The sequence below is a fragment of the Oceanobacillus jordanicus genome, from assembly GCF_022095695.1.
GTDB lineage: Bacteria > Bacillota > Bacilli > Bacillales > Amphibacillaceae > Oceanobacillus_B > Oceanobacillus_B jordanicus.
The window spans coordinates 47261-71980 of the sequence record NZ_JAIFZM010000020.1 but is presented as its reverse complement, the minus strand read 5'-3'; the positions used below and the strand labels follow the sequence as shown (position 1 = coordinate 71980).

At 40.1% G+C, this 24720-nt stretch carries 23 protein-coding genes and 1 pseudogene; 12 read left to right on the top strand and 12 right to left on the bottom strand.

Annotated elements, in window-relative coordinates:
* A partial coding sequence (locus K3T81_RS17745) for a hypothetical protein (protein WP_238021767.1) occupies nucleotides 1-308 on the top strand: 308 nt, incomplete at its 5' end.
* Between the two features lie 46 nt (nucleotides 309-354).
* Here K3T81_RS17745 and K3T81_RS17740 read toward each other — a convergent pair.
* Together K3T81_RS17740 and K3T81_RS17735 are read right to left on the bottom strand one after the other, a co-directional pair.
* Nucleotides 355-912, bottom strand: a complete 558-nt coding sequence (locus K3T81_RS17740; protein WP_238021759.1) for a flavin reductase family protein — start codon at nucleotides 910-912, stop codon at nucleotides 355-357.
* Nucleotides 913-1065: 153 nt separating this feature from the next.
* On the bottom strand, nucleotides 1066-1503 hold the full coding sequence (locus K3T81_RS17735; RefSeq protein WP_238021751.1) for a CBS domain-containing protein: 438 nt from the start codon (nucleotides 1501-1503) through the stop codon (nucleotides 1066-1068).
* A 157-nt stretch (nucleotides 1504-1660) separates the two neighbouring features.
* Here K3T81_RS17735 and K3T81_RS17730 point away from each other — a divergent pair, with 157 nt between their 5' ends.
* From K3T81_RS17730 to K3T81_RS17715, 4 genes are all read left to right on the top strand, one after another.
* Complete coding sequence (locus K3T81_RS17730) at nucleotides 1661-2206, top strand: NfeD family protein (protein WP_238021742.1); 546 nt, start codon at nucleotides 1661-1663, stop codon at nucleotides 2204-2206.
* A gap of 59 nt (nucleotides 2207-2265) precedes the next feature.
* Nucleotides 2266-3816, top strand: a complete 1551-nt coding sequence (locus K3T81_RS17725; RefSeq protein WP_238021734.1) for a flotillin family protein — start codon at nucleotides 2266-2268, stop codon at nucleotides 3814-3816.
* A 160-nt stretch (nucleotides 3817-3976) separates the two neighbouring features.
* Nucleotides 3977-4969: a sodium:calcium antiporter gene (locus K3T81_RS17720; protein WP_106896455.1), complete on the top strand. Its 993-nt coding sequence runs from the start codon at nucleotides 3977-3979 to the stop codon at nucleotides 4967-4969.
* 180 nt (nucleotides 4970-5149) lie between these two features.
* On the top strand, nucleotides 5150-6682 hold the full coding sequence (locus K3T81_RS17715; RefSeq protein ID WP_238021726.1) for a multicopper oxidase family protein: 1533 nt from the start codon (nucleotides 5150-5152) through the stop codon (nucleotides 6680-6682).
* Between the two features lie 195 nt (nucleotides 6683-6877).
* Here K3T81_RS17715 and K3T81_RS17710 read toward each other — a convergent pair whose 3' ends face one another.
* From K3T81_RS17710 to K3T81_RS17690, 5 genes are all read right to left on the bottom strand, one after another.
* On the bottom strand, nucleotides 6878-7900 hold the full coding sequence (locus K3T81_RS17710; protein WP_238021717.1) for an ion channel: 1023 nt from the start codon (nucleotides 7898-7900) through the stop codon (nucleotides 6878-6880).
* A gap of 326 nt (nucleotides 7901-8226) precedes the next feature.
* Nucleotides 8227-9600 carry an MATE family efflux transporter gene (locus K3T81_RS17705; protein ID WP_238021702.1) on the bottom strand — a complete coding sequence of 458 codons (1374 nt, stop codon included), beginning with the start codon at nucleotides 9598-9600 and terminating at the stop codon, nucleotides 8227-8229.
* A 38-nt stretch (nucleotides 9601-9638) separates the two neighbouring features.
* Nucleotides 9639-10214, bottom strand: coding sequence for a TetR/AcrR family transcriptional regulator (locus K3T81_RS17700; protein ID WP_106896450.1), 576 nt, complete (start codon nucleotides 10212-10214; stop codon nucleotides 9639-9641).
* Nucleotides 10215-10347: 133 nt separating this feature from the next.
* A complete protein-coding gene (locus K3T81_RS17695; RefSeq protein WP_238021693.1) occupies nucleotides 10348-11124 on the bottom strand; it encodes a FixH family protein in 777 nt (258 codons plus the stop codon).
* 14 nt (nucleotides 11125-11138) lie between these two features.
* Nucleotides 11139-11726 carry a DeoR family transcriptional regulator gene (locus K3T81_RS17690; protein ID WP_238021686.1) on the bottom strand — a complete coding sequence of 196 codons (588 nt, stop codon included), beginning with the start codon at nucleotides 11724-11726 and terminating at the stop codon, nucleotides 11139-11141.
* 156 nt (nucleotides 11727-11882) lie between these two features.
* Between K3T81_RS17690 and K3T81_RS17685 the strand changes: the two genes are divergently transcribed.
* Entirely contained in the window at nucleotides 11883-12626 is a 744-nt protein-coding gene (locus K3T81_RS17685; protein WP_238021677.1) for a cytochrome c oxidase assembly protein, read from the top strand.
* Nucleotides 12627-12726: 100 nt separating this feature from the next.
* Here K3T81_RS17685 and K3T81_RS17680 read toward each other — a convergent pair whose 3' ends face one another.
* Genes K3T81_RS17680 through K3T81_RS17670 form a run of 3 tightly spaced genes read right to left on the bottom strand, consistent with a single transcriptional unit; the run spans nucleotide 12727 to nucleotide 15588 of the window.
* A complete protein-coding gene (locus K3T81_RS17680; protein WP_106896446.1) occupies nucleotides 12727-13422 on the bottom strand; it encodes an N-acetyltransferase in 696 nt (231 codons plus the stop codon).
* A 1-nt stretch (nucleotide 13423) separates the two neighbouring features.
* Nucleotides 13424-14482, bottom strand: coding sequence for a Gfo/Idh/MocA family protein (locus tag K3T81_RS17675; RefSeq protein WP_238021670.1), 1059 nt, complete (start codon nucleotides 14480-14482; stop codon nucleotides 13424-13426).
* Entirely contained in the window at nucleotides 14476-15588 is a 1113-nt protein-coding gene (locus K3T81_RS17670; RefSeq protein WP_106896444.1) for a DegT/DnrJ/EryC1/StrS family aminotransferase, read from the bottom strand. The genes K3T81_RS17675 and K3T81_RS17670 overlap by 7 nt, the downstream gene beginning before the upstream one ends.
* Before the next feature lie 230 nt (nucleotides 15589-15818).
* Here K3T81_RS17670 and K3T81_RS17665 point away from each other — a divergent pair, with 230 nt between their 5' ends.
* The 4 genes and pseudogenes from K3T81_RS17665 (at nucleotide 15819) to K3T81_RS17650 (ending at nucleotide 21216) form a co-directional block, all read left to right on the top strand.
* Entirely contained in the window at nucleotides 15819-17534 is a 1716-nt protein-coding gene (locus K3T81_RS17665) for a nucleotide sugar dehydrogenase (protein ID WP_338044679.1), read from the top strand.
* A gap of 16 nt (nucleotides 17535-17550) precedes the next feature.
* A complete protein-coding gene (locus K3T81_RS17660) occupies nucleotides 17551-18552 on the top strand; it encodes a glycosyltransferase (RefSeq protein ID WP_106896443.1) in 1002 nt (333 codons plus the stop codon).
* Between the two features lie 126 nt (nucleotides 18553-18678).
* A pseudogene (locus K3T81_RS17655) lies at nucleotides 18679-19935 on the top strand (NTTRR-F1 domain); the annotation flags it as partial.
* A gap of 201 nt (nucleotides 19936-20136) precedes the next feature.
* Nucleotides 20137-21216, top strand: coding sequence for a glycosyltransferase (locus tag K3T81_RS17650; RefSeq protein ID WP_238021662.1), 1080 nt, complete (start codon nucleotides 20137-20139; stop codon nucleotides 21214-21216).
* A gap of 62 nt (nucleotides 21217-21278) precedes the next feature.
* Here the strand turns inward: K3T81_RS17650 and K3T81_RS17645 are convergent, their stop codons facing one another.
* The gene (locus K3T81_RS17645; RefSeq protein WP_238021653.1) at nucleotides 21279-22058 is read right to left on the bottom strand and encodes a class I SAM-dependent methyltransferase; all 780 of its coding nucleotides are present in this window, start codon (nucleotides 22056-22058) and stop codon (nucleotides 21279-21281) included.
* Nucleotides 22059-22213: 155 nt separating this feature from the next.
* Between K3T81_RS17645 and K3T81_RS17640 the strand changes: the two genes are divergently transcribed.
* Nucleotides 22214-22951, top strand: a complete 738-nt coding sequence (locus K3T81_RS17640; protein ID WP_238021637.1) for a hypothetical protein — start codon at nucleotides 22214-22216, stop codon at nucleotides 22949-22951.
* A 255-nt stretch (nucleotides 22952-23206) separates the two neighbouring features.
* Nucleotides 23207-23380, top strand: a complete 174-nt coding sequence (locus K3T81_RS17635) for a YjzC family protein (RefSeq protein ID WP_238021636.1) — start codon at nucleotides 23207-23209, stop codon at nucleotides 23378-23380.
* Between the two features lie 79 nt (nucleotides 23381-23459).
* Here the strand turns inward: K3T81_RS17635 and K3T81_RS17630 are convergent, their stop codons facing one another.
* Nucleotides 23460-24710, bottom strand: a complete 1251-nt coding sequence (locus K3T81_RS17630) for a YeeE/YedE family protein (RefSeq protein ID WP_238021620.1) — start codon at nucleotides 24708-24710, stop codon at nucleotides 23460-23462.
* Nucleotides 24711-24720 lie beyond the last annotated feature (10 nt).

Sequence of the window (24720 nt, the reverse complement as noted above, 5' to 3'; positions counted from 1 at the left end):
GAAAAACAGAAAGTCTGTTTTCCCTTGACATACTAGTTGTTCTGTTCAGTTTTCAAAGAGCAATTTGTTTGCGTCGCTTTTTTGAAGCGACTTTTATATCATACCATTTTCAAATCAACCTGTCAACAACTTTTTCGTTGGTTTTTAACGTTTTAAAGTTATTTTTGGTCGCTGCCGAATTTGGCGACTTGAATAATATAGCATCTCTTCAACCAATACGTCAACAGTTTCCGCATGGAAATTACAGGAAGTTCGGTTCTTTTAACCTGTTATGGTATACAAAAGCTGTCGGACCCTGCTTGACTTAATAACGGCTATACTTATACATATACCCCTTTTGAAGAACTTTAAACATTATTTTTTCGAAAATGTTTCGACTTCACTTTTATTGTCTATTCTGGAATAGGAAGACCTCCCTAAATAGAGAGGTATGTCGATTTCTTCTAAATTCGGTAGACCATTATCAAGAAACTTAGTATCGTCTCGATAAAATTGCGTGATTTCTCCAACAAACCAGTCATGATCCCCATATGTATTGCGATCTATTACCTTACATTCATATGCTACATACGCATCGACCAAAATAGGAGCCTGTATTGTTATCCCCTTTTCATAAAGTAATCCCAGCGAATCAAACTTGTCATGTGCAATGCCAGATATATTTCCTGTCCCCTGAATACTTGCAGCTTTCTCATATGGAAGAAAGTTAATCGAAAAACTACCAGATTCATTTACTAAACCATAAGTATAGCGTTCCTTCCCAATTGCTACCCCATAAATAGGTGGATCTATGGAAATATAAGAATGCCACCCAGCAGCCATAATATTTTGCTTTCCTTCATTATAGGCAGTAACGAGAGCTACCATCCCTGGATAACTGTGCATTACTGTCCCTTTTGTAGGTTTCCTCAAGCGATTACCTCCTTCTATTATAAGAAGCATATCATAATGAATAAATTTGAAAAGAATTTCGATTATTCATATTTCATCTCCCTCTTTTTTAGAAGATAGTCACTTAATATAAAAGAGCGCCTAGGATTAATATCCGCTGGCGCTCTTTTTAATTTATTTTTGTGGTGCTGAAGGTGTAGAAATAGTTGATAATGCTTGCTCTGCCTCATTATTGTACTGGTTATCTACAGCGAGATCACCAAGTGCTACCATTCCAATAACGTGCCCGTTTTCCGTAACCGGCAAACGACGAATTTGCTGTTGCGACATAAGTTGTACTGCTTCGTGAACATCCATATCGGGAGTACCTTGGACGATTTTTTGAGCAGTCATTACCTCAGATACAGGTGTGTTTGCTGCTTCACCTTGCGCTGTAGAACGTAAGGTTATATCGCGGTCTGTAATAATACCTACCATGCTCCCGCTTTGGTCAACTACTGGAATTGCTCCAATATTGTTATCGCTCATTATTTTTGCTGCATCTTGAATGGATTGTGTACTACTAACAGTAAATACATCGGATGTCATAATGTTACGCAACTGCTGGTGCATGTGTATCCCTCCCCTTCCACACTAGAATGTGTAGGAAATGTTATTTTATGAAAGGTAGTTTTTACAATAAGTCCTGAAAATTTTTCCATTTCCCGAAACCTTTTACTCTTTTAGTCGTAATACAATTAGAGAAACAAGTTAAGGGGGGCGGATGCATATGACGCTTTTCGGCACATCGATAGAAAGTATTTACTTAATCATCCTTTTAATAGCTGGAGGATTAACCATTCTTTATTTATTTTTTGGAGATATTTTAGAAGGTATTGGAGACACGTTTGGCTTTTTAAATCCTGTATTAATTCTTTCGTTTTTTGCATTTCTTTCTGCAACAGGTTATGTATTAGAAAGTATTACATCTTTATCCAGCATTCTTATTTTACTTCTTGCAGCAGGTATTGCATTTCTTCTCGACACTCTACTAAATATCTTTGTACTTATACCTCTTTCTTCTGCAGAGGAATCCCTTAGCTATACAGAAGACTCTCTTATAGGAAGAGTGGGAAAAATAATCATCCCTATCCCCGAAAACGGTTTTGGTGAGATCGTAATAGAGAGTAAAAGCGGAGTAATCTCTAAACCCTCAGCTGGATTTGATAACAATGTTATCCCTGAAGGGGCAAAAGTTTTAGTTTTAGAAGTAAAAAAAGGCGTCTTGTATGTCGTTCCATATGAGAACGAACTTGATGCTCATGATTTAGTTTAATCGAACGAAACCATTTGGTTACGTTTGCTTAATAAAATATAGAACAAGGGGGAAGCGACATGTTTGAAGGAATTTGGATTGCCATCGGGATTGCAGTTATTTTAGTAATAGCACTTATTGGGGTATTTGTAGCAAAATACCGTACTGCCGGACCTGATGAAGCATTAATTGTTACTGGAAGCTATCTAGGAGGAAAGAATGTACATGTGGATGAGTCAGGTAACAAAATAAAAATCATACGAGGTGGTGGCGCCTTTGTGCTACCAGTATTCCAGCAGGCAGAACCACTCAGCCTACTATCGAGCAAATTAGAGGTTACCACTCCTGAAGTGTACACAGAACAGGGTGTACCTGTAATGGCTGATGGTACTGCAATTATTAAAATCGGTGGGTCTATCAGTGAAATTGCTACAGCTGCTGAACAATTCCTCGGGAAATCAAAGGAAGACCGGGAGAATGAGGCAAAAGAAGTTCTGGAAGGTCATCTACGTTCTATTTTAGGTTCCATGACTGTAGAAGAAATATATAAAAATCGTGACAAGTTCTCTCAAGAGGTACAACGAGTAGCGTCACAAGATCTTGCTAAAATGGGACTTATCATCGTTTCCTTTACGATTAAAGATGTGAAGGATAAAAATGGTTACTTAGAGTCACTTGGTAAACCGCGAATTGCTCAGGTTAAGCGTGATGCAGACATCGCAACTGCTGAGGCAGATAAAGAAACACGTATTAAGCGAGCCGAGGCGGCCAAGGATGCACAAAAGGCTGAATTGGAAAGGGCAACTGAAATTGCCGAAGCAGAAAAAGAAAATCAACTGAAAACCGCTGATTACCGTAAAGATCAGGACGCAGCGAAAGCACGTGCTGACCAAGCTTATGACCTGGAAACTGCTCGCTCCAAGCAGGAAGTTACAGAACAAGAGATGCAAATAAAAATTATTGAGAGACAAAAGCAAATTGAGTTAGAAGAAAAAGAAATTCTGCGTCGGGAAAGACAGTATGACTCTGAAGTTAAGAAAAAGGCAGATGCGGACCGTTATGCTGTAGAACAAGCTGCAGTAGCAGACAAAGCCAAACAACTTGCAGAGGCCGATGCCAATCAGTATCGAATTGAGTCACAAGCGAAGGCAGAAGCAGAACGCGTACGTGTGGATGGGTTGGCTAAGGCTGATTCCCAGCGAGCACAAGGGGAATCAGAAGCAGAGGTTATCCGCTTGAAGGGACTTGCTGAGGCGGAAGCAAAACGTAAAATTGCGGAAGCCTTCGAACAATATGGTGAGGCGGCAATTCTTGATATGATCACGAAGATGCTTCCTGAATACGCTAAAGAAGTTGCAAGTCCATTAGCGAATATTGATAAACTAACAGTTGTTGATACTGGAAGTAGTGGTAAAGATGGAGGAGCAAATAAAGTAAGTGGATATGCAACTAATCTAATGTCCACCCTACAGGAATCTTTAAAAGCTTCATCCGGAATCGACGTTAAAGAGCTATTGGAAAATATAACGGGGGGGAAACAACATAATTCCGATGATCTAGATTTAGATCGTATTCGTTATGAAAACCAACAAGAAAAGCAATTGGCTCATAATGAGTCAAATCATAACTAAATAGCTTTGGTGTTGAACAAGAAAAGCGTTTGATCAGTCGACCTGGTCAACGCTTTTTTTCTTTTTGTTTTCATCTATAACCCTTCCACTTTATGGTGAAAATTGCCTTAGCTATAATGTTTACGTTTTACTCGTTTCGAGAAAACACAAAAGAGTATTTATGAGAGGTGTTGATTTTATCTGGTATTTAATCCTTATTTTCATTCTGGCTGCAAGCCTATCAGCATACGCAGCCACTCGACTATCCAGTCATGCTGACACCATCAGCAAAGAAACGAAATTGGGCGGAGTATTGGCAGGGACACTTCTTTTAGCAGTTGCCACTTCCTTACCTGAATTAACGGTAACTGTTTCTGCTGGTATTATCGGGAATGCAGGTATTGCGGTAGGAAATGGATTGGGGAGTATTTTATTTAACTTCTTTGTTCTTTTTGTATTAGACCTGCACTTTCGTAGTAAACAACTTTTTTTAGGTGTTTCGGACCATCATATTCATACAGGATTTATAGCACTAGCACTCTGTTTAACCACTGTCGGTGCTCTCGCTATTAAGAATGCGTGGTCTTTCTTTAATATAGGTTCCTTTAGTGTTGCAATTGTTCTCATATATTTTGTGGGCATAATGATAATCTCCCGAAAGCAACGTGCATCTGATGCCTCTCAGAATAATACAGAGAAGAGAAATGTCAGTGTTAAGCGCGCTGTACGTCAGTTTATCCTCTTCTCTGTCATCATATTATTTACTGGCACAGCACTTTCCCTCTCCGGTGATGCGCTAGCTCAAAATACCGGAATTAGTGCGACCGCAATAGGAAGTATCCTTGTTGCTTTGTCCTCTTCTATCCCTGATGCAATGAGTGTTTACATGGCCTTAAAGCTTTTTAATGTAAATATGGCGATAGGCACTATCCTCGGTAGTAACCTGTTTAATATTCTGGTCATAGCACTTGCTGACCCTTTTTATACCGAAGGGAGCATATGGCAGGACTCCAGCAATGAACTAATCTATATGTCACTTATCGGTTTTACTTTAACCGTTCTGACAATGATAATTATAAAACGAGACAGAACAAAGAATTCTGCGACCTATGTCCTTCCATCTGTCATTGCAGTCATTAGCTATGTTGTTGTAGTCGGAATGGTTGCAATTTAAGTTCATAAGTACAGATAACCCCAAACTGCAGACATTGCTCGTGTGGGGTTATTTACTTTTATTTTTCTTACTTATCGTATAAGTCCTCCAGCAAACAACTTGAATATAGGGGATTTGCTCATGCAAGGAACTGATCTATAACATCTAATGGAGTAATGACCTTATATTGGAGATGAAAATATGAAACTCAGAAAGTTCATTGATCCATTACCGATTATGGAAACCAAAAAGCCTGAGAAACGTGCCAGGAGAAATTCATATTATGAGGTGGAAATGAAGGAGTTCACTCAAAAATTACATCGAGATTTACCACCGACAAGACTTTGGGGGTACGATGCCCAGTTTCCAGGCCCTACGTTTGAAGTAAAGCAAGGTGAAACGGCCCAGGTAAAATGGATGAACCAATTGCCTGAAAGACATATACTTCCAGTCGACACGTCGATTCATAATCTAGCTAGCCAACCTATTGTGCGAACAGTTACCCATTTACATGGAAGTGTGACTAAGCCAGAAAGTGATGGCTATCCAGAAGCGTGGTTTACGAAAGACTTTAGACAAACTGGCCCTGTATTCACAAGAAAAGTTTATGAGTATCCGAACAATCAACGTGCTACTACATTGTGGTATCATGACCATGCGATGGGGATCACAAGATTAAACGTTTACGCTGGGCTTGTAGGAGCATATATTATTCGCGATAAAAAAGAAAGCAACATGGATCTCCCATCAGGTGAATATGAAATTCCTCTACTTTTACTAGATCGCTCCTTCCACGCAGATGGTTCCTTAAAATACCCAACCCAACCTGAAGATGCCTCACCCGAGCTCCCTAATCCGTCTATTGTTCCTGCATATTTAGGTGAAACAATTCTAGTTAACGGCAAAGTATGGCCTTATAAAGAAATCGAACCAAGAAAATATCGTTTTCGCGTAATTAATGCTTCCAATACAAGGACATATCAATTGTATTTTGATAATAACCACCCGATTTTGCAAATTGGCTCAGACGGTGGCCTACTGCGAAAACCTATAGAATTACGCAGCCTAACCTTAGAACCAGCTGAGCGAGCAGATATTATCATCGATTTTTCTCAACTAAAAGGGAAAACCCTTCATTTAAAGAATGATCTTGGTGATGGAGCTGCCCCAGAGGATGAAACACATGATGTCATGCAATTCCGGGTCAACAAAAGAAAAAATGGTAAAGATACAAGCAAAATCCCTAACTCATTATCCACAATAAAATCTTTAAAAGGAAACCAGGTAAAAGCTATCCGAAAACTTAAGTTAATTGGTTCAGAAGATGAGTTTGGGAGACCTCTTCTGTTACTAGATAACAAAAAATGGCATGACCCTATAACAGAAAAACCTCGATTAAATACGACCGAGATTTGGGAATTTATGAATGTAACCAATTTCACCCATCCGATCCATTTACACCTAGTCCAGTATCAAGTGTTAGACCGACAACCATTTGATTTAACAAAGTTCAATGAGGATGGAAGTATGGTATATACAGGACCAGCGACCCCTCCCCTACCAAACGAGCGCGGCTGGAAAGATACAATCGCTGCACCATCAGGTCAGTTAACAAGAGTTATTGCGAAATTCAGCCCTTATACAGGTGACTATGTATGGCATTGTCATATATTAGAACATGAAGATTATGATATGATGCGCCCATTTAAGGTGATAAAAGCTGATGAGGAATAAAGTGAAACTTCAATCAGTGGGGGTTTTCGTTCTTCCCCCACTGATTGTGAGTTGAACGAATCGGGGTGTTAGCGTCGTTTACTCTCACTAAAAACTAATGGTTTCACTTCATGTTTTGAAGTGGGAGTATTACGGACGGTTGCACCGGGATAAAGAACAAGAGAGGTTCTGCATATGCAGAACCTCTCTTGTTCGCTAACTTATCACTTTTTTATAAGCATCTTTATCACAAATAATAAACAATCTTGCATCTGCTGGGATTTGTTGATCTAATCGATTCATGATAGTTAAATCTCTTCCATCGGAAATAAGTAAAGCCCCTTGCTGAGTTAGATCATTCTTCGCATCTTGATATGTCACCCATGTATTCTTCTTTTCAATGGAGTATAGATCGAAACCTTGATTGCTTGTCAGCTGCCTAATGATTTCGCTTGAGCCATTAAACAAAATAGACCTTGCAGCTAGGTTTCCGACGGTATCATTTGGTGTTATGTATTCTTCAACTGAAACATTTTTAAATGCCTGGATATGTTTTGAATCGGTAACTTCGCAAATGGTGTAAATGTTTTGCTCATACTCTTTCCCTATTCCTTCCAGAATTGTTGCGATAAGTAATGTTTGACCATCCGCTTGAGAACTAATGGTTGTATCTTCAGGAGAAAAAATCATAACAGATTTACTTTTAAGTAAGTTAGCTTGCATGAGAACATCTCTATTTGCTGGATTTCCACTTACAAATTCTACTTGTTCATGCAATAGAGGAGTTTTATTCACACTCTCATCTATTACTACAATGCGGACATTTCGAAAGGTACGTAGTATTTCATCAAGTGTAATACTTGCTTTTTTCGTCCAATTAATAAGAATAATGTGATCTTCTGTAGTAATATCCAACTTCCCTTCCTCCTTTAATCGCTTTCGAATACTTAAAAAATCAATTGCTTTCCCGATGAAAATAGTCATTAAGCCAATCCCTACTATATATAAAAACATGGCAAAAACTTTACCAGCCACCGTGACTGGTGATACATCCCCATACCCAACCGTTGTTACGGTAGTCATTGTCCACCACAATCCTTCAAAAGGACTAACGAACGTATCGGGCTCTAAGTAGTATATAAAATAGCTACTTGCCAGTACTAAGGTTAAGGTAGCGAGTATAAAGAACCAGTTATTTAACCGAACTACTTTCACAAATAGATTTCTAAAAAAAATCATATGTAACCATTCCTTTCTTCTCCGACATTATTGCGAAACGCCTTTTCACCAAGTATAGCTTCTTTTCATAATATTCTTCAATAGGGAAAAATAAAAACACACGGACGGTTATGTATAGAACGCCAATCCATAATGAAATTCCGATCAGTTTTCTAACCGGATCAGCGCTTAATTGATTCAACTAAAAACATAGTAACATTCCTGCTTTTTAGTGACCAGTTAAAGGGACCATAGTCGACATTCGTTTCCTTGCTATTACATAAAAAAACACTTCATACCGATTTGGTATGAAGTGCATCTATAACTTATTAGAACCTAAAACTCCCTTAAACCATTTTTGTGTCTGTTACTTTTCCCTCAAGTCGCCGTTGCACAATACGTAAACGAGTGAAGAAGCCGATTGCTGCGCAGGTAAGGCCTAAAGTGATTCCGACCCAAAGGCCAAATGGACCAAGGTCTGTATAGGCTGACAAAGCAAAACCAGAAGGAATACCAATAACCCAATAGGAAATAAGCGCTATGATGAAAGGTATCTTTACATCCGTATAACCTCGTAAGGCTCCCTGTAATCCTGCCTGTGTTGCATCAGAAATTTGATAAAAAATGGCTATAATGAAAAACTGTCCTGCCATTGCCACGACTTCTGGATCCTCTGTATAAAGATAGGCAATGGGTTCACGGAATAGGTAAAGGAACACTGCCGCTGTGGCTAGAAATAAGATTCCACCAAGCACCCCCATCACACTATACTGCTTGGCTGCCTGCAGTTTTTCCCCTCCGACAGAATAGCCGACAACAATTGTTAATGCCATCGAGATACTAAGTGGGATCATAAACATAAGGGTAGTAAAACTTAACGCAATCTGGTTTGCAGCTACCGTAACAGCTGTAAACATGGTCCCCATCAACAGGGTAACGACAGAGAAAATACTAGATTCGAAAAAGATCGATAAACCAATCGGTACACCAATTCCTAGCTGCTTCTTCCAAGCCTTTAAGGATGGTTTTACCCAGTCAACAAAAATACGGTAATTACGCACAGAGCTAATCCGAAAAGTCATCAAAATACTTAGGAATAATATGATCCAGTACGTAATAGCCGTTGCATATCCCGCACCTATCCCTCCAAGAGCAGGCAAACCAAAATTACCAAAAATAAAACCGTAGTTCAGTAGTGCATTAAAGGGCACAGCCATAATTGTGATAAACATGGTAATTCTCGTGAAACCTTGTCCATCAAAGAAATTCCGCAACACGTTTGAGAGAAATAAAGGGATAATTCCGATTGAAAGTCCGATCAAATAATGCATTGCAATATGCTCGACACCAGCTTCCAGCCCCATGGTCCGTAAAATCGGTTTTAATATAACACTTCCAATAAGTAACACTACGACCCCGAGACCTGTTGCTAAATAGAGTGCTTGCATTACCGAATACGTAATTTCTTTCTTCTGCCCCCGTCCCATTAATTGGGCGATAATTGGCGTAACAGCGAGAAGAATTCCGTTTATTCCTGTAAAAATTGGCAACCATATGTTTGAGCCAATGGCTACACCCGCTAAATCGTTCGTACCAACTCTACCTGACATCATTGTGTCAACCAGATTCATAGCATACAAGCTTAGCTGGGTGACCATGATTGGCCATAAAATGGATATTAATAACGTTGCCTTTTCCTTCCATGTTTCTGCATGATACATAATATACTTCCTCCATAATGCTATATCTTGTAGTTAGTTTAACTAGAGATTCCTTTCCAAAAAACTTCCCATGCTGCTGACAGCTTTTTTTCGGTCCGCTCGACCCCGCTATAGACTAATTCAACCGATATAGAATCAGCAAGTGCCGAATAAGCCATGGTGGCTGTTTCCGGGCTAATATGTTCCATTTCCCTTTCTAAAGAAGCTTTTTTGAAGCGTTCCAAATAAAAAGAATCTACTTTATCTATATAGCTATAGCTATATTCATTGATCTGCTCATATAGATGGGCTGGTGGGAAGAAAGAAACGCGTAGCCAAAATTTAAGTCTACTATCATATTGATAACGGTCCACATATCCACGTAAAGATTTAAGTAAGCAATCTTTTAATGGTTCTGTGAAATGTTCATCTAAGTAATTTTTCTCTCGAGCAACTTCTATTTGAAAGGTATCATTTACTATTGCTAAAAACAGTTCATCTTTTCCTTTAAAATGTGAATAGATTGATTGCTTCTTCATTCCTACTTGCTCTGCTATTTGCGCAAGTGATGTACCTTCATAACCATGTAATGCAAACAAGCCCAGTGCTGCTTCTTTTATATTCTCCGAACTCATTACTCACTCTCCCTTACGATCGTTCGTCAGCAGATTATATCATGTCTCAAAAATAATAGCAATCTCACTGATATTAACTGAAAACAAAAAAAGAGCCTTCTTCAGCGAAAGCTCTTTTCTTATGACCAATTCTCTATTTCACTTCTATTTCGTGCTCTTCATGCTCATGTAGGCCATCTTCGTTTTCCACATGTACAACAACATGATAGGTCCCTTTTCCATCAAATTGGTGGGTGGCAATATACTCTCCCGGATTGCTTTCTTCAGCATCAACCCAGCTATGTTTTTCAGCCCCATCTAACCAAAGTTCATAACGCACGCTTGCTTCTTCCATTGCCTCTTCATCCATTTGTAAATGCGTTACAAGCTTCACGTCCTGCGCTACCTCTAACCCCGTTGGCATAGCAAAATGCATGCTGAACCCATCCGCGGCTGCATCATGGCTGTGATCATGTCCTTCTTCCTGGTCCGTTGCTTCATGATCACTTTCTTCCTCTGTGGACGTTTCTCCACTACCAACTGTCACTTCCTTTTTAGGCATGGTATGTAGTTCCTTGGCAGTTGTGTGGGCATACATTTCATAAACACCATCCTGATCAAAAGAAGTTTCGGCAGTGTATGTTCCATCTTCATTATTAATCGACTTTACTTCCCAACTGTCATCTTCTTTTCCTTTTTCCCATATTTCAAATACTACCTCATCAGCGTCGGTGACATTCTCTTCACCATATGTAACGGTTGCTTTTAATTCAATGGTTTCTTCCGCATCTACTGTTTCAGGTACCGAAAAATCCACATCAAGTGTTGCTAGTTCTTCTTCGCTTTCCGCTTGATCCGCATTTTCTTCACTTCCACATGCAACCAGGAACAATAACACAAAAAATAAAGCCATCCAAATCAGTTTTTTCAATGTTCAACTCTCCTTTATTTCTGGGAATGACAATTATTCTGTCCCCCGTTCATTTTTTGCACCAAAACGGTTTTTGCTACTTCAAATGAATAGACATGCCCCCCAAAACCTTTTACAAATTTCTCTGCATATTCTTTCCATTCAAAGGTTAGCACCTGTGGATGACAACACCCCATATGAACAGAGGTATCCATGACAAACCATGATAGTGGGGCGCTAATCGTTGTATGGGTTAGAAAATCGGAACAAATGGCTTGCATTACTTCCCCGCCAATTTGACTATGACGCAGAAGGCCGCAATGGGCACAACAAGCTGTTTCCATTCGATTGTTAGATAAGATCAATCGATAGGCCAACCTTTCACTATATCCTCGCCCACAATAAACGCAACCTTGGACCTTTGTGTTAGCTTCCTGTCCATCCTGTTTCCATGCAACCCCGCCAAAAGTCTTGGCAATACATCCTTCCTCAAGGAGCGGCTTTAGATCACGATGAATCGTCATTTCTGAGACGCCGAATCTGTTGCTTAGCTCTGCAATTTTTATATGTCGTTCTTTTTCAATTAATGACCTTATCCGTTTTTTTCGTTCTAAAGGTAACATAGCATTCCCTCGCCTTATAACAAAATAACACAATCTATAACACACTTTATCATGACCGTCTCTTTTGTTCAATATGAATAATATGAATTATTTGTGAATAGGATGAGGTGGGGGATCTCTTGTCTTATGAGTTAACCTATTTCAGGGAGGGGTATAATGAATATTCAGCTTTTGCTTGAGGGACAAACTTTATGGAGCATGCCTTTACTCCTTTTTTTGTCTAGTTTAATTATAATCTATCTATACTTTTATATACAGTATCGCACATTTAGTAGTATACATTTTCAGTCCTTTTGTTTAGCCATGGGTGTCATTTACTTAGCATATGGTAGTCCTCTTGCAGCAATTAGTTATGCTTTAATTAGTTTGCATATGGTTCAAATGGCGCTACTGTATTTTGTCAGCGCTCCGCTTTTACTCATGAGTTTTCCTGTACTTAACGTTTTTAAAAATAGAAACCCGCCGAAGCAATCTATTTCGACTTCTATAATTAGCCTTTTTTTGTTTGCATTATGTTTCTTTCTTTACCATCTACCTTCTGTCATGCACAGTTTAATGGACCACACTGCCTTGCATACGGGATATATTTTATTGTTGTTTATATTATCACTGGGAATGTGGGCACCATTTTGCTGGGCACCATTAGCTACCACTCTTAAAACAGCTAATCTAAATAGGTTTGCTTTTTGGAATAGTGTAGGTATTATGCCAGCTTGCTTTCTTTTGATAATCGGAGCGTTTTTTAGTCATGGACATTCGCCAATTGTCGCTCATTTGGCGGCCCAGTTGCCTCCAGGTTCGGAAATGTCTTTGATGCTTCTACCACCAGCTTTCGATCAGTTCCTTGCAGGATTGCTTATGATTATAATCCATAAATTCAGCATGATGAAATGGGCTTAGTAGCAAATAAATACATTTTTAAAAACTACGTCGTAACGAAAGTAAACTATATGTACATCTCTCCATTGAAGAGATGTGCCTACATTATAATAGTACATGGTTATCCTTTTATTTCCTTCGCTGGGTTCCCTACCACAATAGCACCAGTCGGAACATTCTTTGTCACAACTGCACCTGCACCCACAATCGCCTTTTCTCCGATCACTACACCAGGAAGCAAAGATGCATTATTTCCAATCTTCGCTTCTTTTTTTATGGTAGGGCCTTGTAACTTTTCCGTACGGGAAGCCATGTATTTATCATTACTACTGGACATACATGGACCAATAAATACGTCATCCTCTATCACCATATGTGCCGTGACATAAGAACCCGTTTGGATTGTGACATTTTTTCCGATTAAGGTGTTATTTTCTACCATCACATTTTTTCCAACAATACTATTTTCCCCAATGATTACATGCTCACGAATACTTGCAATATCTGCTACTAAAACACCTGGGTGAAGGGTGGAACCTCGATATAAACAGCAATGGGTACCAATCTTTACATCCTCTCCAATGTACAAAGGCTCTAAATCATCCGCTGGCTTTCTTGCCATTTTATTATTGCTAGCTGGCGATTTTCCCAGTAGGCTATAGTCACTTATTACTGTATTATCTGCAACAATTGTCCCTTCTTTAATCGTTACATGATTGCCAATTTCAACGTGATTGCCAATTAACACATCCTTCTCTATAACTACATAGCTACCAATCTTTACGTTTTCAGCTATTATCGCTGTCTCGTCTATCATTTTATTTTCCTCCCATTTCTTTTGTACTGAAGTCCTTTAGAGGCAAATCGATAGGTGACTTCGTCCTATGTGCTCGGTATAAAGCAAAAATGGCTTCCAGCGCTTGCTTGCCTTCCACCAGTGATACCTTTGGCTGCCTGTTATCTAAAATGGCTCCCATAAAATCTTGATACATGTAATAATGTTCATCCATATCTGTTGCTAAAGCATAAAGGTCATCTACATCCTGTTGTTTTTCAGAATAATAGTGGGTTAGTTTATTAAACTGCTCTCCACCGATGGAAAAGGACCCCTTATCCCCAAAAACAGTCAGCTGATACCCGAGGTTTTTCGGGGTTGTTATAGTGTTTGCTTCAATTAATCCTCTGCCACCACTATTAAATTGTATTATCCCTGTCGCAATATCCTCCGTATCCTTCGTCTGTATAGCTTTATCAAGTTCTCCGTAGACCGATTTCACTTGACCCATTGTCCAAAGAAGCTGATCTACCATATGAATTCCTTGGTTAACAAGCATCCCCCCATCTTTATCCCAGGTTCCCTTCCAATTTGAATTTTGGTAATAAGCAAGTGATCTATGAAGACGAAGCGAACTTACGGCAAAGTAAGGCTTACCAAAATCTCCTTCCGCCACCATTTCTTGAAGCCTTTGTAAAAGTGGACGATAACGTAACTGATGACAAACAAGCACCTTCCTTCCGGTCTTCTGTGACAAAGCTAGTAGCTCATCTGCCTCTTTTATAGAGAGAGCTACTGGTTTTTCTAAAATAACATGCTTACCTTGCTTGATCGCCTGTTTTGCAACAGTAGCATGGAGCCCAGACAGCAATGCTACCACCACAATATCAATTGTAGGATCAGCTAATAAAGCTTGGTAATCCACATAGCGAGAGACTGTTCGTTTCTTATCGAGTTGTCTATAGTAATCTACCAATATCCTATCCATGCTTTCATGATTAATGTCACTTACTGCATTAAGTTGCAGACCATTTATTCTTGAGATAGTCGATACATGCTTTCCTGCTATATATCCACAGCCAATAATGCCGATTTTTAGCATGAGTGCATCACCTGAAATTCCTCTAATGCAGCTATAACGTCATCTTGTTCTGTTTCTGTCATAAATGGAAATAACGGCAACGCAAGTAACCGCCTTGACAATTTCTCTGCTATTGGAAAATCACCTTCACGGTAAGATAGATGTTCGTAAGCCTTTTGTAAATGAATACATTGCGGATAATAAATACCGGTTTGGATTTTCTTTGAGGTTAGTTGTTCTATTAAACTATCGCGCTTATCTGTTCCGATAGCGTATAAATGATAAACATGCTGGCGATCCGCTTTAGCAATTGGAAGCTTGATACAGGTTAAGGTTTGTAACCTTTGCTGATAGCGAACAGCCCACTCCCTACGCTTCTCATTCCAGTCATCTATATGTTGCAAACAGCATAATAAAATAGCTGCATGGATTTCATCCAGCCTGCTGTTATAGCCAATTTCGTTATGATAGTATTTTCGGTTACTGCCATGTGTTTTTAACTCGCGAATTCGCTTTGCTACTTCTGTGTCAGAGGTTGTCACCATTCCTCCATCGCCTATTGTCGATAAATTTTTCGTAGGAAAAAACGAAAAACATGCAACATCTCCTAAACTACCGACCTCTCTCCCTTGATAGACCGCTCCAAAAGCCTGGCAAGCATCTTCGATTACATGGAGGCCATGTTGTTTTGCTAAATTATTTAATTCTTGCATATCTGCTGATTGACCGAAAAGGTGAACTGGTAAAATGGCTTTCGTTCTCTTAGAAATTTTCTCACTTACCTTTATTGGATCAAGAGTAAAAGTAATTTGGTCAATATCTGCGAAGACTGGCGTTGCACCAACTCTACTTATCGCTTCAGCAGTTGCAAAAAAACTAAACGGTGTAGTAATCACTTCGTCTCCTGGTCCAATTCCATATGCATGCAATGTAAGCACGAGCGCATCCGTTCCATTGCCAACAGCAATAGCCTCTTTAACTCCTAGTCTATTCGCTATAACTGTTTCCAGCTCTTTTACATTTTCTCCAGAAATAAAGTTACCCTTCTTTAGGACATTCTTCATTTTTTTAAAGATATCTGCTTCCAAGGCAGCAAATTGCCGTTTTGGGTCAGTTATTGGGATCATAAGCATCTTCCTTTACATTATAGTTAATCAAACAACTTCCTAACATCGTATTCAAGGTTTATACCGCATTGAACGGCAACCGCCACGGAGTAGAAGAATTATGCACTCGCACATGCCTATCAGCCAACTCATCCATTTAATATGAAAGAGCCTCTTTTCGCTATCTCTCCCGAACTCTCCCTTGTCCTACGGCATATACAAATATTAGATTTGCTGAAAGGATAATGTTTATGACAACAAATTTAGAACCATTAATAATGATTAGTGAAACTAGTCAATTGTCACAATATGTATCTCAAAAATTAGCCAAAACTGGATTTGAAATTACAGAATTCGATGACCAACACGGTGTTGTTTCTATCATTCTGTTTTTATTTGGTAGGCAATCGGCCAAGCAGTCCAATTTTGAGCTACTTGAAAAAATTCAGTCGAGTAGCCTGAAGATTAATCAATTGTTTTTAATTCATGACAAAATGGAAGGTATCCCCCCCGCTGAAGAGTTGGGTTTACAATCAGTAATGAGAGGAAGCAACTCTACGATTGAATTTGTAATCCGCAATCATTCTAATCTCAAGACCAATACAGAACTTACCGGAGACAAATTAGTTAATCAGCTTCTACGTTATTTGGTTCACCCCCTTTCCCATGGCAAGGTCAGAAAAGAGATCTTATTAAATGAAACGGAAATGATTGGTGTGGTAGGCCTAGGATATGTTGGACTCCCTGTTGCAGTAGGATTTTCAGAAAAGCATCGTGTAATAGGGTTCGACGTAGATGATAAAAAGATAGCCAAATTAAAAAGCGGAAAGGATCCGTCCAAACAATTTTCTGCAGAAGCCTTAGCCCAAGCACAGATCGAGTTCACTACAGATGCCAAAAATCTTCGTAATTGTGCATGTATTGTGGTCGCCGTGCCAACTCCAATTTCAGCTTCCAATGAACCAGATTTTTCATACTTGGAGGCAGCTTCCCAGTTAATAGGAGAGAACCTTACTCCAGAAACTGTTGTCGTTTACGAATCAACCGTATATCCGGGAGCCACGGAGGAAATTTGTTGCCCAATCTTAGAAAACACATCCAAATTAAAGGTAGGTAAGGATTTCTTTATTGGTTATTCTCCAGAAAGAATTAACCCAGGTGATAAGGAGCATACGTTTAAAACGATTCCAAAAGTAGTAGCAGGTCAGAGTGTCTATGTAACCGAGTGGCTTTATCATCTCTATCAAGGTGTCATCGAAGCAAACGTGTACAAAGCCAGTTCTATTAAAGTAGCTGAAGCAGCAAAAGTAGTAGAAAACACCCAACGTGACATTAACATCGCTTTTATGAATGAGCTGTCACATATATTTAACCAACTGAACGTACCAACTAAGGATGTTTTAGAAGCAGCTGGGACGAAGTGGAATTTTTTATCTTTCACCCCGGGACTCGTAGGTGGGCACTGTATTGGGGTTGACCCCTATTATCTCATTTATAAGTCAAAGTTAGCTGGTTATGAGCCAAACTTTCTAACTGCCGCAAGAGAAGTGAACGAGTCGATGGTCGACCATATAACGAATACAGTAATGCAACAGATCATTAAGAATCAGCTTCCTTTTAACAACTTAAAAATAACGATTCTTGGAGCGACCTTTAAAGAAAACATCGGGGATATGCGAAACTCCAAGGCTCTTTCCATATTAGAAAAACTTCTTCACCTAGGATTATCCGTACAATTATGTGATCCACATATTGATTCTAGTATGGTCAAGGATATGTATGGAATAAGCAACACACCATTTCCTAAATTGGAAAAAGCAGATATCGTGATTATCACTGTCCCTCATCAGGTGTTTAATTGGGCACAGCTTAAGAACATTTTGAAAGAAAAATCTATTGTAATGGATATAAAATCTGCGGTCCCTGAGGTGAACATTCCTGATAATACGGTGCACTGGCATTTATAAGAAAGGAGGAAGCAAGTTGCAAAAGAAACCAATTATACTCGTGTTGGTTAAACCATTTTGGATGTACCCGAAGCATAAACCTAAAATGGATACCATTAAAGCCTTCGAAAACGTAGCGGAGGTCCATTATTGGCATGACGATGGAGACATTAGGGATATTATACAAAATATTCAAGTAAAACCAGATTTTATTTTTCACTATGATATAGCGTGGAATTATGGACTATCACCAAAAATTAATGGTTTAAGAGATGTGGAGATACCAAAAGGTTGCTATGTGATAGATCTTCATTGGAGACCAGAAGAAAGAAAAAAGTATATTGAGGAAAACAAGATCGATTTAGTCTTTTCTGCTACGATGCATCCCTTTCTACGTGTTTTCCCTGAATATGAAGATAAATTACGATGGCTACCCTGGGCAATCAATCCAGACGTAATGAAGGATTGGAAGCTAGACAAAACGATTGACGCACTGCTTATGGGGCTAGTTTATGTGGATAAAACTAACCAAGGAAAGCACCAATTACCAATAAAAGTTCCCTCAAAAGGTAGGTATGCGTTCCGTGATGCTGTTTTTAATGAGATGCGCGATGATCCTCGTTTTGTCTTTCATCCACATCCCGGCCATTTAGTAAGACAGTCAAACCATTTAATGGTTAATAAAAAATACGCTAAAGAGCTGAATCGGTCCAAGATTTTTTATACATGCGGCAGTCGGAGTAATGTTGGTGGTGTCGCCGTATTAAAATTTTTCGAAGCACCCGCCTGTAACACACTATTGCTCGCGGAAACGAATGAAGACGTGGAAGCATTAGGTTTCGTAGATGGAGAGAACTTTGTGGCATGCACTACTGAAAACATTACGGAAAAAACGGCCTACTATCTCGCCAATGAAGAGGAGAGAGTACGTATTGCTAGAAATGGCTATCAACTAGTTCATTCAAATCATAACAACCAAAAACGTGCGGAACAATTCTTAGGTTACATCTCTCCCCTGCTTGATGGATCAATCGTCTAAGGTAACTCTATTAAGTATAAATGTGCGCTCATATCAGATAGTTTGACTCACTCACTATTTTCTATCGCACATAGGATATATAGAGTTCCTTAATTGGAACCTTACTATTGAAAAAGGAGGATTAAAATGGCTGTTACGAATTTGTTATTAAATGGTGGGTTTGAATCTGGTACTCTACAAGAATGGAGTGCCCAAAATAGTTATGTTACAACTTCGAATCCCCACTCTGGAAGTTATGCAGCTGTACTAAGAAGCGGTGTAGCTGCATCGAGTCTTAGCCAGGTGGTACCAATTACTGCTGGTGATAGTTTTCAGCTTCTCGTTTCCTTAGGTAGATTCGGCACGCTTGCCAGTCCCCGACTTATTCTTCGTGTATATTTCTTAAATGAGTCGAATTTGGAAGTAGGTTTGGGGCTGGATGTAGAAATTGTTAGAGGAAGTTTACCGGATGCTTCAAGTAGCAACTGGCAGGAAATTTACCATGTTACTGCAGAGGCACCTGAAACCGCAACACAAGCTAGGGTCGAAATCAGCAAGCCTTCTGGAAGCTTTCTTACTTCTACTGTCTTAGTTGATGACGTAGCTCTACTTGATTTTGATGGTGAAGGTGGAGATGGAACCCCAGGACCTACAGGGCCAACCGGGCCAATAGGACCTACTGGTGTCACAGGGGCTACAGGACCTACTGGTGCTACTGGCGCTACGGGACCTACCGGCGTCACAGGCGCTACGGGACCTACGGGTGTTACCGGCGCTACTGGTTCTACTGGCGTTACTGGCCCTACTGGTGCTACTGGCGTTACTGGCCCTACTGGCGTCACAGGCGCTACGGGCATCACAGGGGCTACAGGACCTACGGGTGTTACTGGACCTACCGGTGTCACAGGGGCTACAGGACCTACGGGTGTTACTGGGGCTACCGGTGTCACAGGGGCTACAGGACCTACGGGTGCTACCGGCGCTACCGGTGTCACAGGGGCTACAGGACCTACGGGTGTTACTGGACCTACCGGTGTCACAGGGGCTACAGGACCTACGGGTGTTACCGGCGTTACCGGTGTCACGGGTGCTACGGGACCTACCGGACCTACTGGGCCTACGGGTGTTACTGGACCTACCGGCGTCACAGGTGCTACGGGACCTACCGGCGTCACAGGCGCTACAGGCATCACAGGTGCTACGGGACCTACTGGCGTCACAGGCGCTACAGGTGCTACGGGACCTACCGGCGTCACAGGCGCTACAGGACCTACCGGCGTCACAGGCGCTACCGGCATCACGGGTGCTACAGGACCTACCGGCGTTACTGGAGCTACCGGCATCACGGGTGCTACGGGACCTACCGGGCCAACTGGGCCTACCGGGCCGACTGGACCTACTGGACCTTAAGTTTACTCAAGAAGGTACTTTACTCAAAGTACCTTCTTTTTCTCACGTTTTAAAGTTTTCAATATTGTATTGGGTTTTACCCAAAAAATGTACGCACTCTTTCTTAAAAAGAAGATGTTAATCCAATCTTTATAAAAGAATTTATAATATATTAGTACATGTGAAATGTTCAGGAAGTGAAAAGGAGTGAAGGGTATGGTAAGCATTAGTCTATGTATGATCGTTAAGAATGAAGAAAAACTATTAGGAAGGTGTCTTGACACCGTTAAAGATATTGTCGATGAGATAAATATTGTGGATACAGGCTCAACAGATCGAACACTAGAGATAGCGAAAAAATACACGGATAGAATATATTTTTTTGAATGGACGGGGAGCTTTAAAGATGCACGGAATGAGTCATTTAAGTATGCTACAAAGGACTATATTCTTTATTTAGACGCTGATGATGTAGTCTTGGAGGAAGATCAAAAGAAACTAAAAAAGCTAAAAGAAGAACTTGATCCATCAGTTGATTCTGTTTCTATGTATTACAATGCTGGTATGGACACGTATGGAAATGTGACCTTAAAATATAGAACGCATCGCTTATTAAAAACGGAACGCCAATATCGTTGGGAAGGAGATGCACACAATTATTTAAATGTACACGGGAAAATTATCACCTCTGACGTAGGCGTGACCCATAAAAAGGAGCATCATGCTGCTGGCCGAACTCTTTCCATATATAAAAAAAGGATTGAAAACAAAGAAACATTTACTGCTAGGGACCATTTCTATTATGGTAATGAGCTGCGGGAAAATGGCCATTATGAGCAGGCAATTGAAAGCTATACGAAAAATATTGAAACGGAACAAGGATGGATTGAAGATAAAGTCTATGCCTGTATTAATCGCGCAGACTGTTATCGTTATTTGGATGAGCCAGATAAGGAAATTGCTTCCCTTTACGAATCCTTTCGTTTTTCTAAAACACCTCGCCCCGAATCCTGCAGTCGTATTGGCTATCACTATCAGAAAAAAAGAGAATATAACCAGGCGGTCTATTGGTATAAAACTGCAATTGAACTAGAAGATGACCCAAACAGATGGAGCTTCACTTACCCCGTGTATGCGACGTGGTACCCCCATCTACAACTATGTGTATGCTATTATAATCTTCAGCAATTCGACAAAGCATATGAACATAATGAAAAGGCAAGGAATTACAGACCAGATGATGAAAAGATACTATTTAACAAAGAATTGCTTGAGAAAAAATTAACTAATAACTAAGTTCCTCTAAACTCACTAAAAGTGAGTTTAGCTACATAGTTAACAAAAAGGCTTAGTTTCGATCAGACTTTTACCGCTTTCCACACTGTCCAATAATCTTTTTCCCTTATCTCTTTTTGCATAGGTAAACGGCTGCTAATATAATCTACTAACACTTGAAGCTGCGAATCAGAAAGTTCATAGAGAATAGAGCGACCCGTCCGCTGCCTGAGATCTTCCCCCAAGGCTTCTTTCGATTTATAAACTCGCCTTGTCTCCAAAAGCTTTCTCTCCTCAACAATTTTGAAGCCTGTTTCCTCAAGCGCGGTTCTCACTTCACTTGATGCAAAGCGTCTAGCATTTTCTATTTCCTTAAGATGAGGAAATCTCGCAAAAAACCATCCTCTTATATGCTCTTCATTTCCTTCTCTAAAGACATCTTCCATAGTACGGTCCTGAATAATAAACACTCCACCTTTTTTCAACACTCTATTTACTTCAGTAAAACTGATCCTCAATTCAGATAGGTGGTGAATTAATGCCCTTTCAAGCACCAAGTCCATCTTATTAGGAGCTATGTTTAGTGCAGTGGCATCCCCATGTAAAAATTGAATCTGTGGGTAGTCACGACAATTTTCACGTGCTGCCGCTAGCATTGGTTCAGAATAATCCACTCCAATCACTTTCGGTATACCAAGTGTACAGAGAGCTTTGCTATAAATTCCTCCCCCACAACCAATATCTGCTGCCTGCTGAATCCATTGGCCATTTAATAACTGTTTTATCAATGTAACCCATTGTTTGTCTGCTATCCTTGTTGTGTAACTATTTTTATTTCGCTCGTCATGAAAATGAATCGCCATCAGCTTCCCTCCCCCACTTTATTCTACAGATTCTTTCTGTATAAATATAATACTTATTAGAAATCCTTCTCGATAACAATTGCTTATCGTCTGTTTAGATTTCACCCTATAGGGAAAAGATTTCAAGAAACATCCAGAAAGGACTGACATTGTTAATGAAATTACGAGTATTTTTCGTTACAGGTGTGCTCGCACTTTTCATTACCGCATGTAGTGGTGATCAAGAGCAACCCACTGAAACGTCAAAAGATAGAGAATCATCCCCATCCGCAGAAGATAGTTCCACCTCTAATACAAAAGTTAATAAGGAAAAATCAAGTTCCTATGAAAATGAGCTCAAAATGTCCGAATCTAATGTTAAGTTGCCCACTGCATTTCCAAAGAGGGAAGTGAGTCCTTCTATTGAGATAAATAAGGAGAAAGAGTACAAAGTATCCTATAACGCGGAGGCGGAAAAAGTTGGCAGTTTTTCCGGTAAACAATACGCCTCTTCAGAAGAAGCTATACAAGCCATTGAGGAATTCTCTAACGGAAAAAAAGTAGGATCGTTTGAAGAAGGCGCAGTTAATTTAGGCCATGAGATCACAGGATATGGTGAAGGAGCAACAGGACATCAGTATTTTAGCTGGGAAGAAGGCAATTGGTTATTGAGTATTAGTTCTCTAACTCAGGATGAGATGGATCATGCTGGTATTGCAAAGAAAATAGTGGAGTACCTTGAGACCCATATGCTTCCTGCTCCCGAGGAAAAAGGGATTGTCTATATAGATTACCCTCAAGGCGGAAATGAAGTATCAGTGGACGTGAGGTGGCAGGAGGATAATATGATCTATCGTCTTCAGACAACCCGTGTGCCACTTGATGCGCTGGAAATGACTGCCTCTGTATCTTAAAAAAGCAACGATCGCCCTCAGTCGTTAAAATGCTTATATAAAGTGAAACTTCAATCAGTGGGGGTTTTCATTCTTCCCACACTGATTGTTAGTTGAACGAATCGGGTTGTTAGCGTCCGTTTACTCCCACTTAAACATCTCCGTTTTACTATATGTTTTGAAGTGGGAGTCTTACGGACGGTTGCACTGCGATAAATGTATGATGACTGTATAACTTGATATACTAAGAAAAAACGTTAACAAGGAGGCGTAGTTATGGGTGAATACAGCCATTTCCGTTCAGGCCAAAAGGTGCCAAACAATGGTATCTACCGTGAAATTGGGGAAACAGGAAGTAATGTCAATGATCCTCAATTTATAGAGTTAAAAGCCGGCGAAAAGTTTCCAGAGACTATGAATCAAAACAGAGTGTGGGCTAGGGAAAAATAATGATTAAATGTAAACAAGCACCATGCCAAAATTACAGGCATGGTGCTTGTTTTATTACCGTATCATTGACTTCTCAATACTAACAGAAGGAATCCTTCGATTTGGGAACAGATAGTCCGAATAATGGACGTAAATACAAGGCTACAAATGTGCCTCCAAGTGCTAGAATTCCCCAAATATAACCATGGAGACTAAAGGATGCAATGCCACCAAAGTAAGCTCCAATATTACACCCAAAAGCAAGACGTGCACCATATCCCATCAACATACCACCAATAATTGCTGCAGCGACATTTTTAAGGTTCAGTTTGGAAAACTTAAATAATCCTCCAGCAGCTGATGCCAAAAAGGCACCTAAAATAACGCCTAAATTAAGTACAGTAGTAGAATCTGTAAAGATCGATGCATTTAAGGCTTCGACATTACCTTGCCAATAACCCCAACTTGCAACATCAACACCAAAAAACTGCGCAACCTTTGAACCCCATAGCGCAAATGCGGAGGTAACGCCCCAAGGTGTACCACGTGTCATAAGGGTTAAAGCATTAAGTACTGCAAGAACAATAGCCGCAGCAAATAATGGCCAAGAGCCTCTAAATATTCTTTTCCAGCCACTTGTTGAAGGTAGGGGAGCCATTTTCGGAGCCTTCCTTCTTCTTTCAATTACTAATGTAATCCAAGCAATTACACCAAAAAGTAGAATGGATACTGCCCATGCGCCACCATAACCCAACCCAGTGGAAGTTGCCAAGGAGACTGGCTCAAACGAAGGTAGATCCTCTGTCCAGAAAGGAAGGTGATATGCGCCAACCGTGGAACCGACAATAAAGAACAGTAATGTTACAAACATAACCGATCTACCGCCCCCTACAGCATACAAGGTTCCTGAGGCACATCCACCACCAAGCTGCATACCTATACCAAATAAAAAGGCACCCACAAGTAAACTAATACCTACTGGAGACACATAACCAGATACTTCTCCGCCAAAGAAAGAAAGTCCGAAGGCTAAAATAGGTGCAAACAAGGTAACAGCTACTGCCAACATAAGCATATGCGCCCGTAAGGCTTGCCCGTTTCCAACTGATGCTAGTCTGCGAAATGCAGAGGTAAAACCAAAACGCGCATGAAATAATGTATAGCCAAGCAAGATACCAATGACAAGTAATAACGGCTGCACGGCTTCCTGGCTAAATAATAAATAGACTAAGAGAATTGCACTAACAACCAACCCACCAATGATTTGTGGTGTTTGTGGCTTATTTAAATTTGAATCTTCTTTTTTTATAGGATCCTTCACTTCATTTACTGGTTGAACATATGTTGACATTTAATACACC

What these genes read in the sequence shown, in the direction of transcription:
- K3T81_RS17670 (WP_106896444.1), bottom strand. Translation starts at nt 15,588, where the DNA reads ATGATCCCAATAACTGACCCAAAACGGCAATTTGCTGCCTTGGAAGCA.
- K3T81_RS17730 (WP_238021742.1), top strand. Translation starts at nt 1,661, where the DNA reads ATGACGCTTTTCGGCACATCGATAGAAAGTATTTACTTAATCATCCTT.
- K3T81_RS17630 (WP_238021620.1), bottom strand. Translation starts at nt 24,710, where the DNA reads ATGTCAACATATGTTCAACCAGTAAATGAAGTGAAGGATCCTATAAAA.
- K3T81_RS17690 (WP_238021686.1), bottom strand. Translation starts at nt 11,726, where the DNA reads ATGTTACCTTTAGAACGAAAAAAACGGATAAGGTCATTAATTGAAAAA.
- K3T81_RS17725 (WP_238021734.1), top strand. Translation starts at nt 2,266, where the DNA reads ATGTTTGAAGGAATTTGGATTGCCATCGGGATTGCAGTTATTTTAGTA.
- K3T81_RS17665 (WP_338044679.1), top strand. Translation starts at nt 15,819, where the DNA reads ATGACAACAAATTTAGAACCATTAATAATGATTAGTGAAACTAGTCAA.
- K3T81_RS17650 (WP_238021662.1), top strand. Translation starts at nt 20,137, where the DNA reads ATGGTAAGCATTAGTCTATGTATGATCGTTAAGAATGAAGAAAAACTA.
- K3T81_RS17705 (WP_238021702.1), bottom strand. Translation starts at nt 9,600, where the DNA reads ATGTATCATGCAGAAACATGGAAGGAAAAGGCAACGTTATTAATATCC.
- K3T81_RS17680 (WP_106896446.1), bottom strand. Translation starts at nt 13,422, where the DNA reads ATGATAGACGAGACAGCGATAATAGCTGAAAACGTAAAGATTGGTAGC.
- K3T81_RS17715 (WP_238021726.1), top strand. Translation starts at nt 5,150, where the DNA reads ATGAAACTCAGAAAGTTCATTGATCCATTACCGATTATGGAAACCAAA.
- K3T81_RS17645 (WP_238021653.1), bottom strand. Translation starts at nt 22,058, where the DNA reads ATGGCGATTCATTTTCATGACGAGCGAAATAAAAATAGTTACACAACA.
- K3T81_RS17685 (WP_238021677.1), top strand. Translation starts at nt 11,883, where the DNA reads ATGAATATTCAGCTTTTGCTTGAGGGACAAACTTTATGGAGCATGCCT.
- K3T81_RS17720 (WP_106896455.1), top strand. Translation starts at nt 3,977, where the DNA reads ATGAGAGGTGTTGATTTTATCTGGTATTTAATCCTTATTTTCATTCTG.
- K3T81_RS17635 (WP_238021636.1), top strand. Translation starts at nt 23,207, where the DNA reads ATGGGTGAATACAGCCATTTCCGTTCAGGCCAAAAGGTGCCAAACAAT.
- K3T81_RS17675 (WP_238021670.1), bottom strand. Translation starts at nt 14,482, where the DNA reads ATGCTAAAAATCGGCATTATTGGCTGTGGATATATAGCAGGAAAGCAT.
- K3T81_RS17710 (WP_238021717.1), bottom strand. Translation starts at nt 7,900, where the DNA reads ATGATTTTTTTTAGAAATCTATTTGTGAAAGTAGTTCGGTTAAATAAC.
- K3T81_RS17640 (WP_238021637.1), top strand. Translation starts at nt 22,214, where the DNA reads ATGAAATTACGAGTATTTTTCGTTACAGGTGTGCTCGCACTTTTCATT.
- K3T81_RS17700 (WP_106896450.1), bottom strand. Translation starts at nt 10,214, where the DNA reads ATGAGTTCGGAGAATATAAAAGAAGCAGCACTGGGCTTGTTTGCATTA.
- K3T81_RS17735 (WP_238021751.1), bottom strand. Translation starts at nt 1,503, where the DNA reads ATGCACCAGCAGTTGCGTAACATTATGACATCCGATGTATTTACTGTT.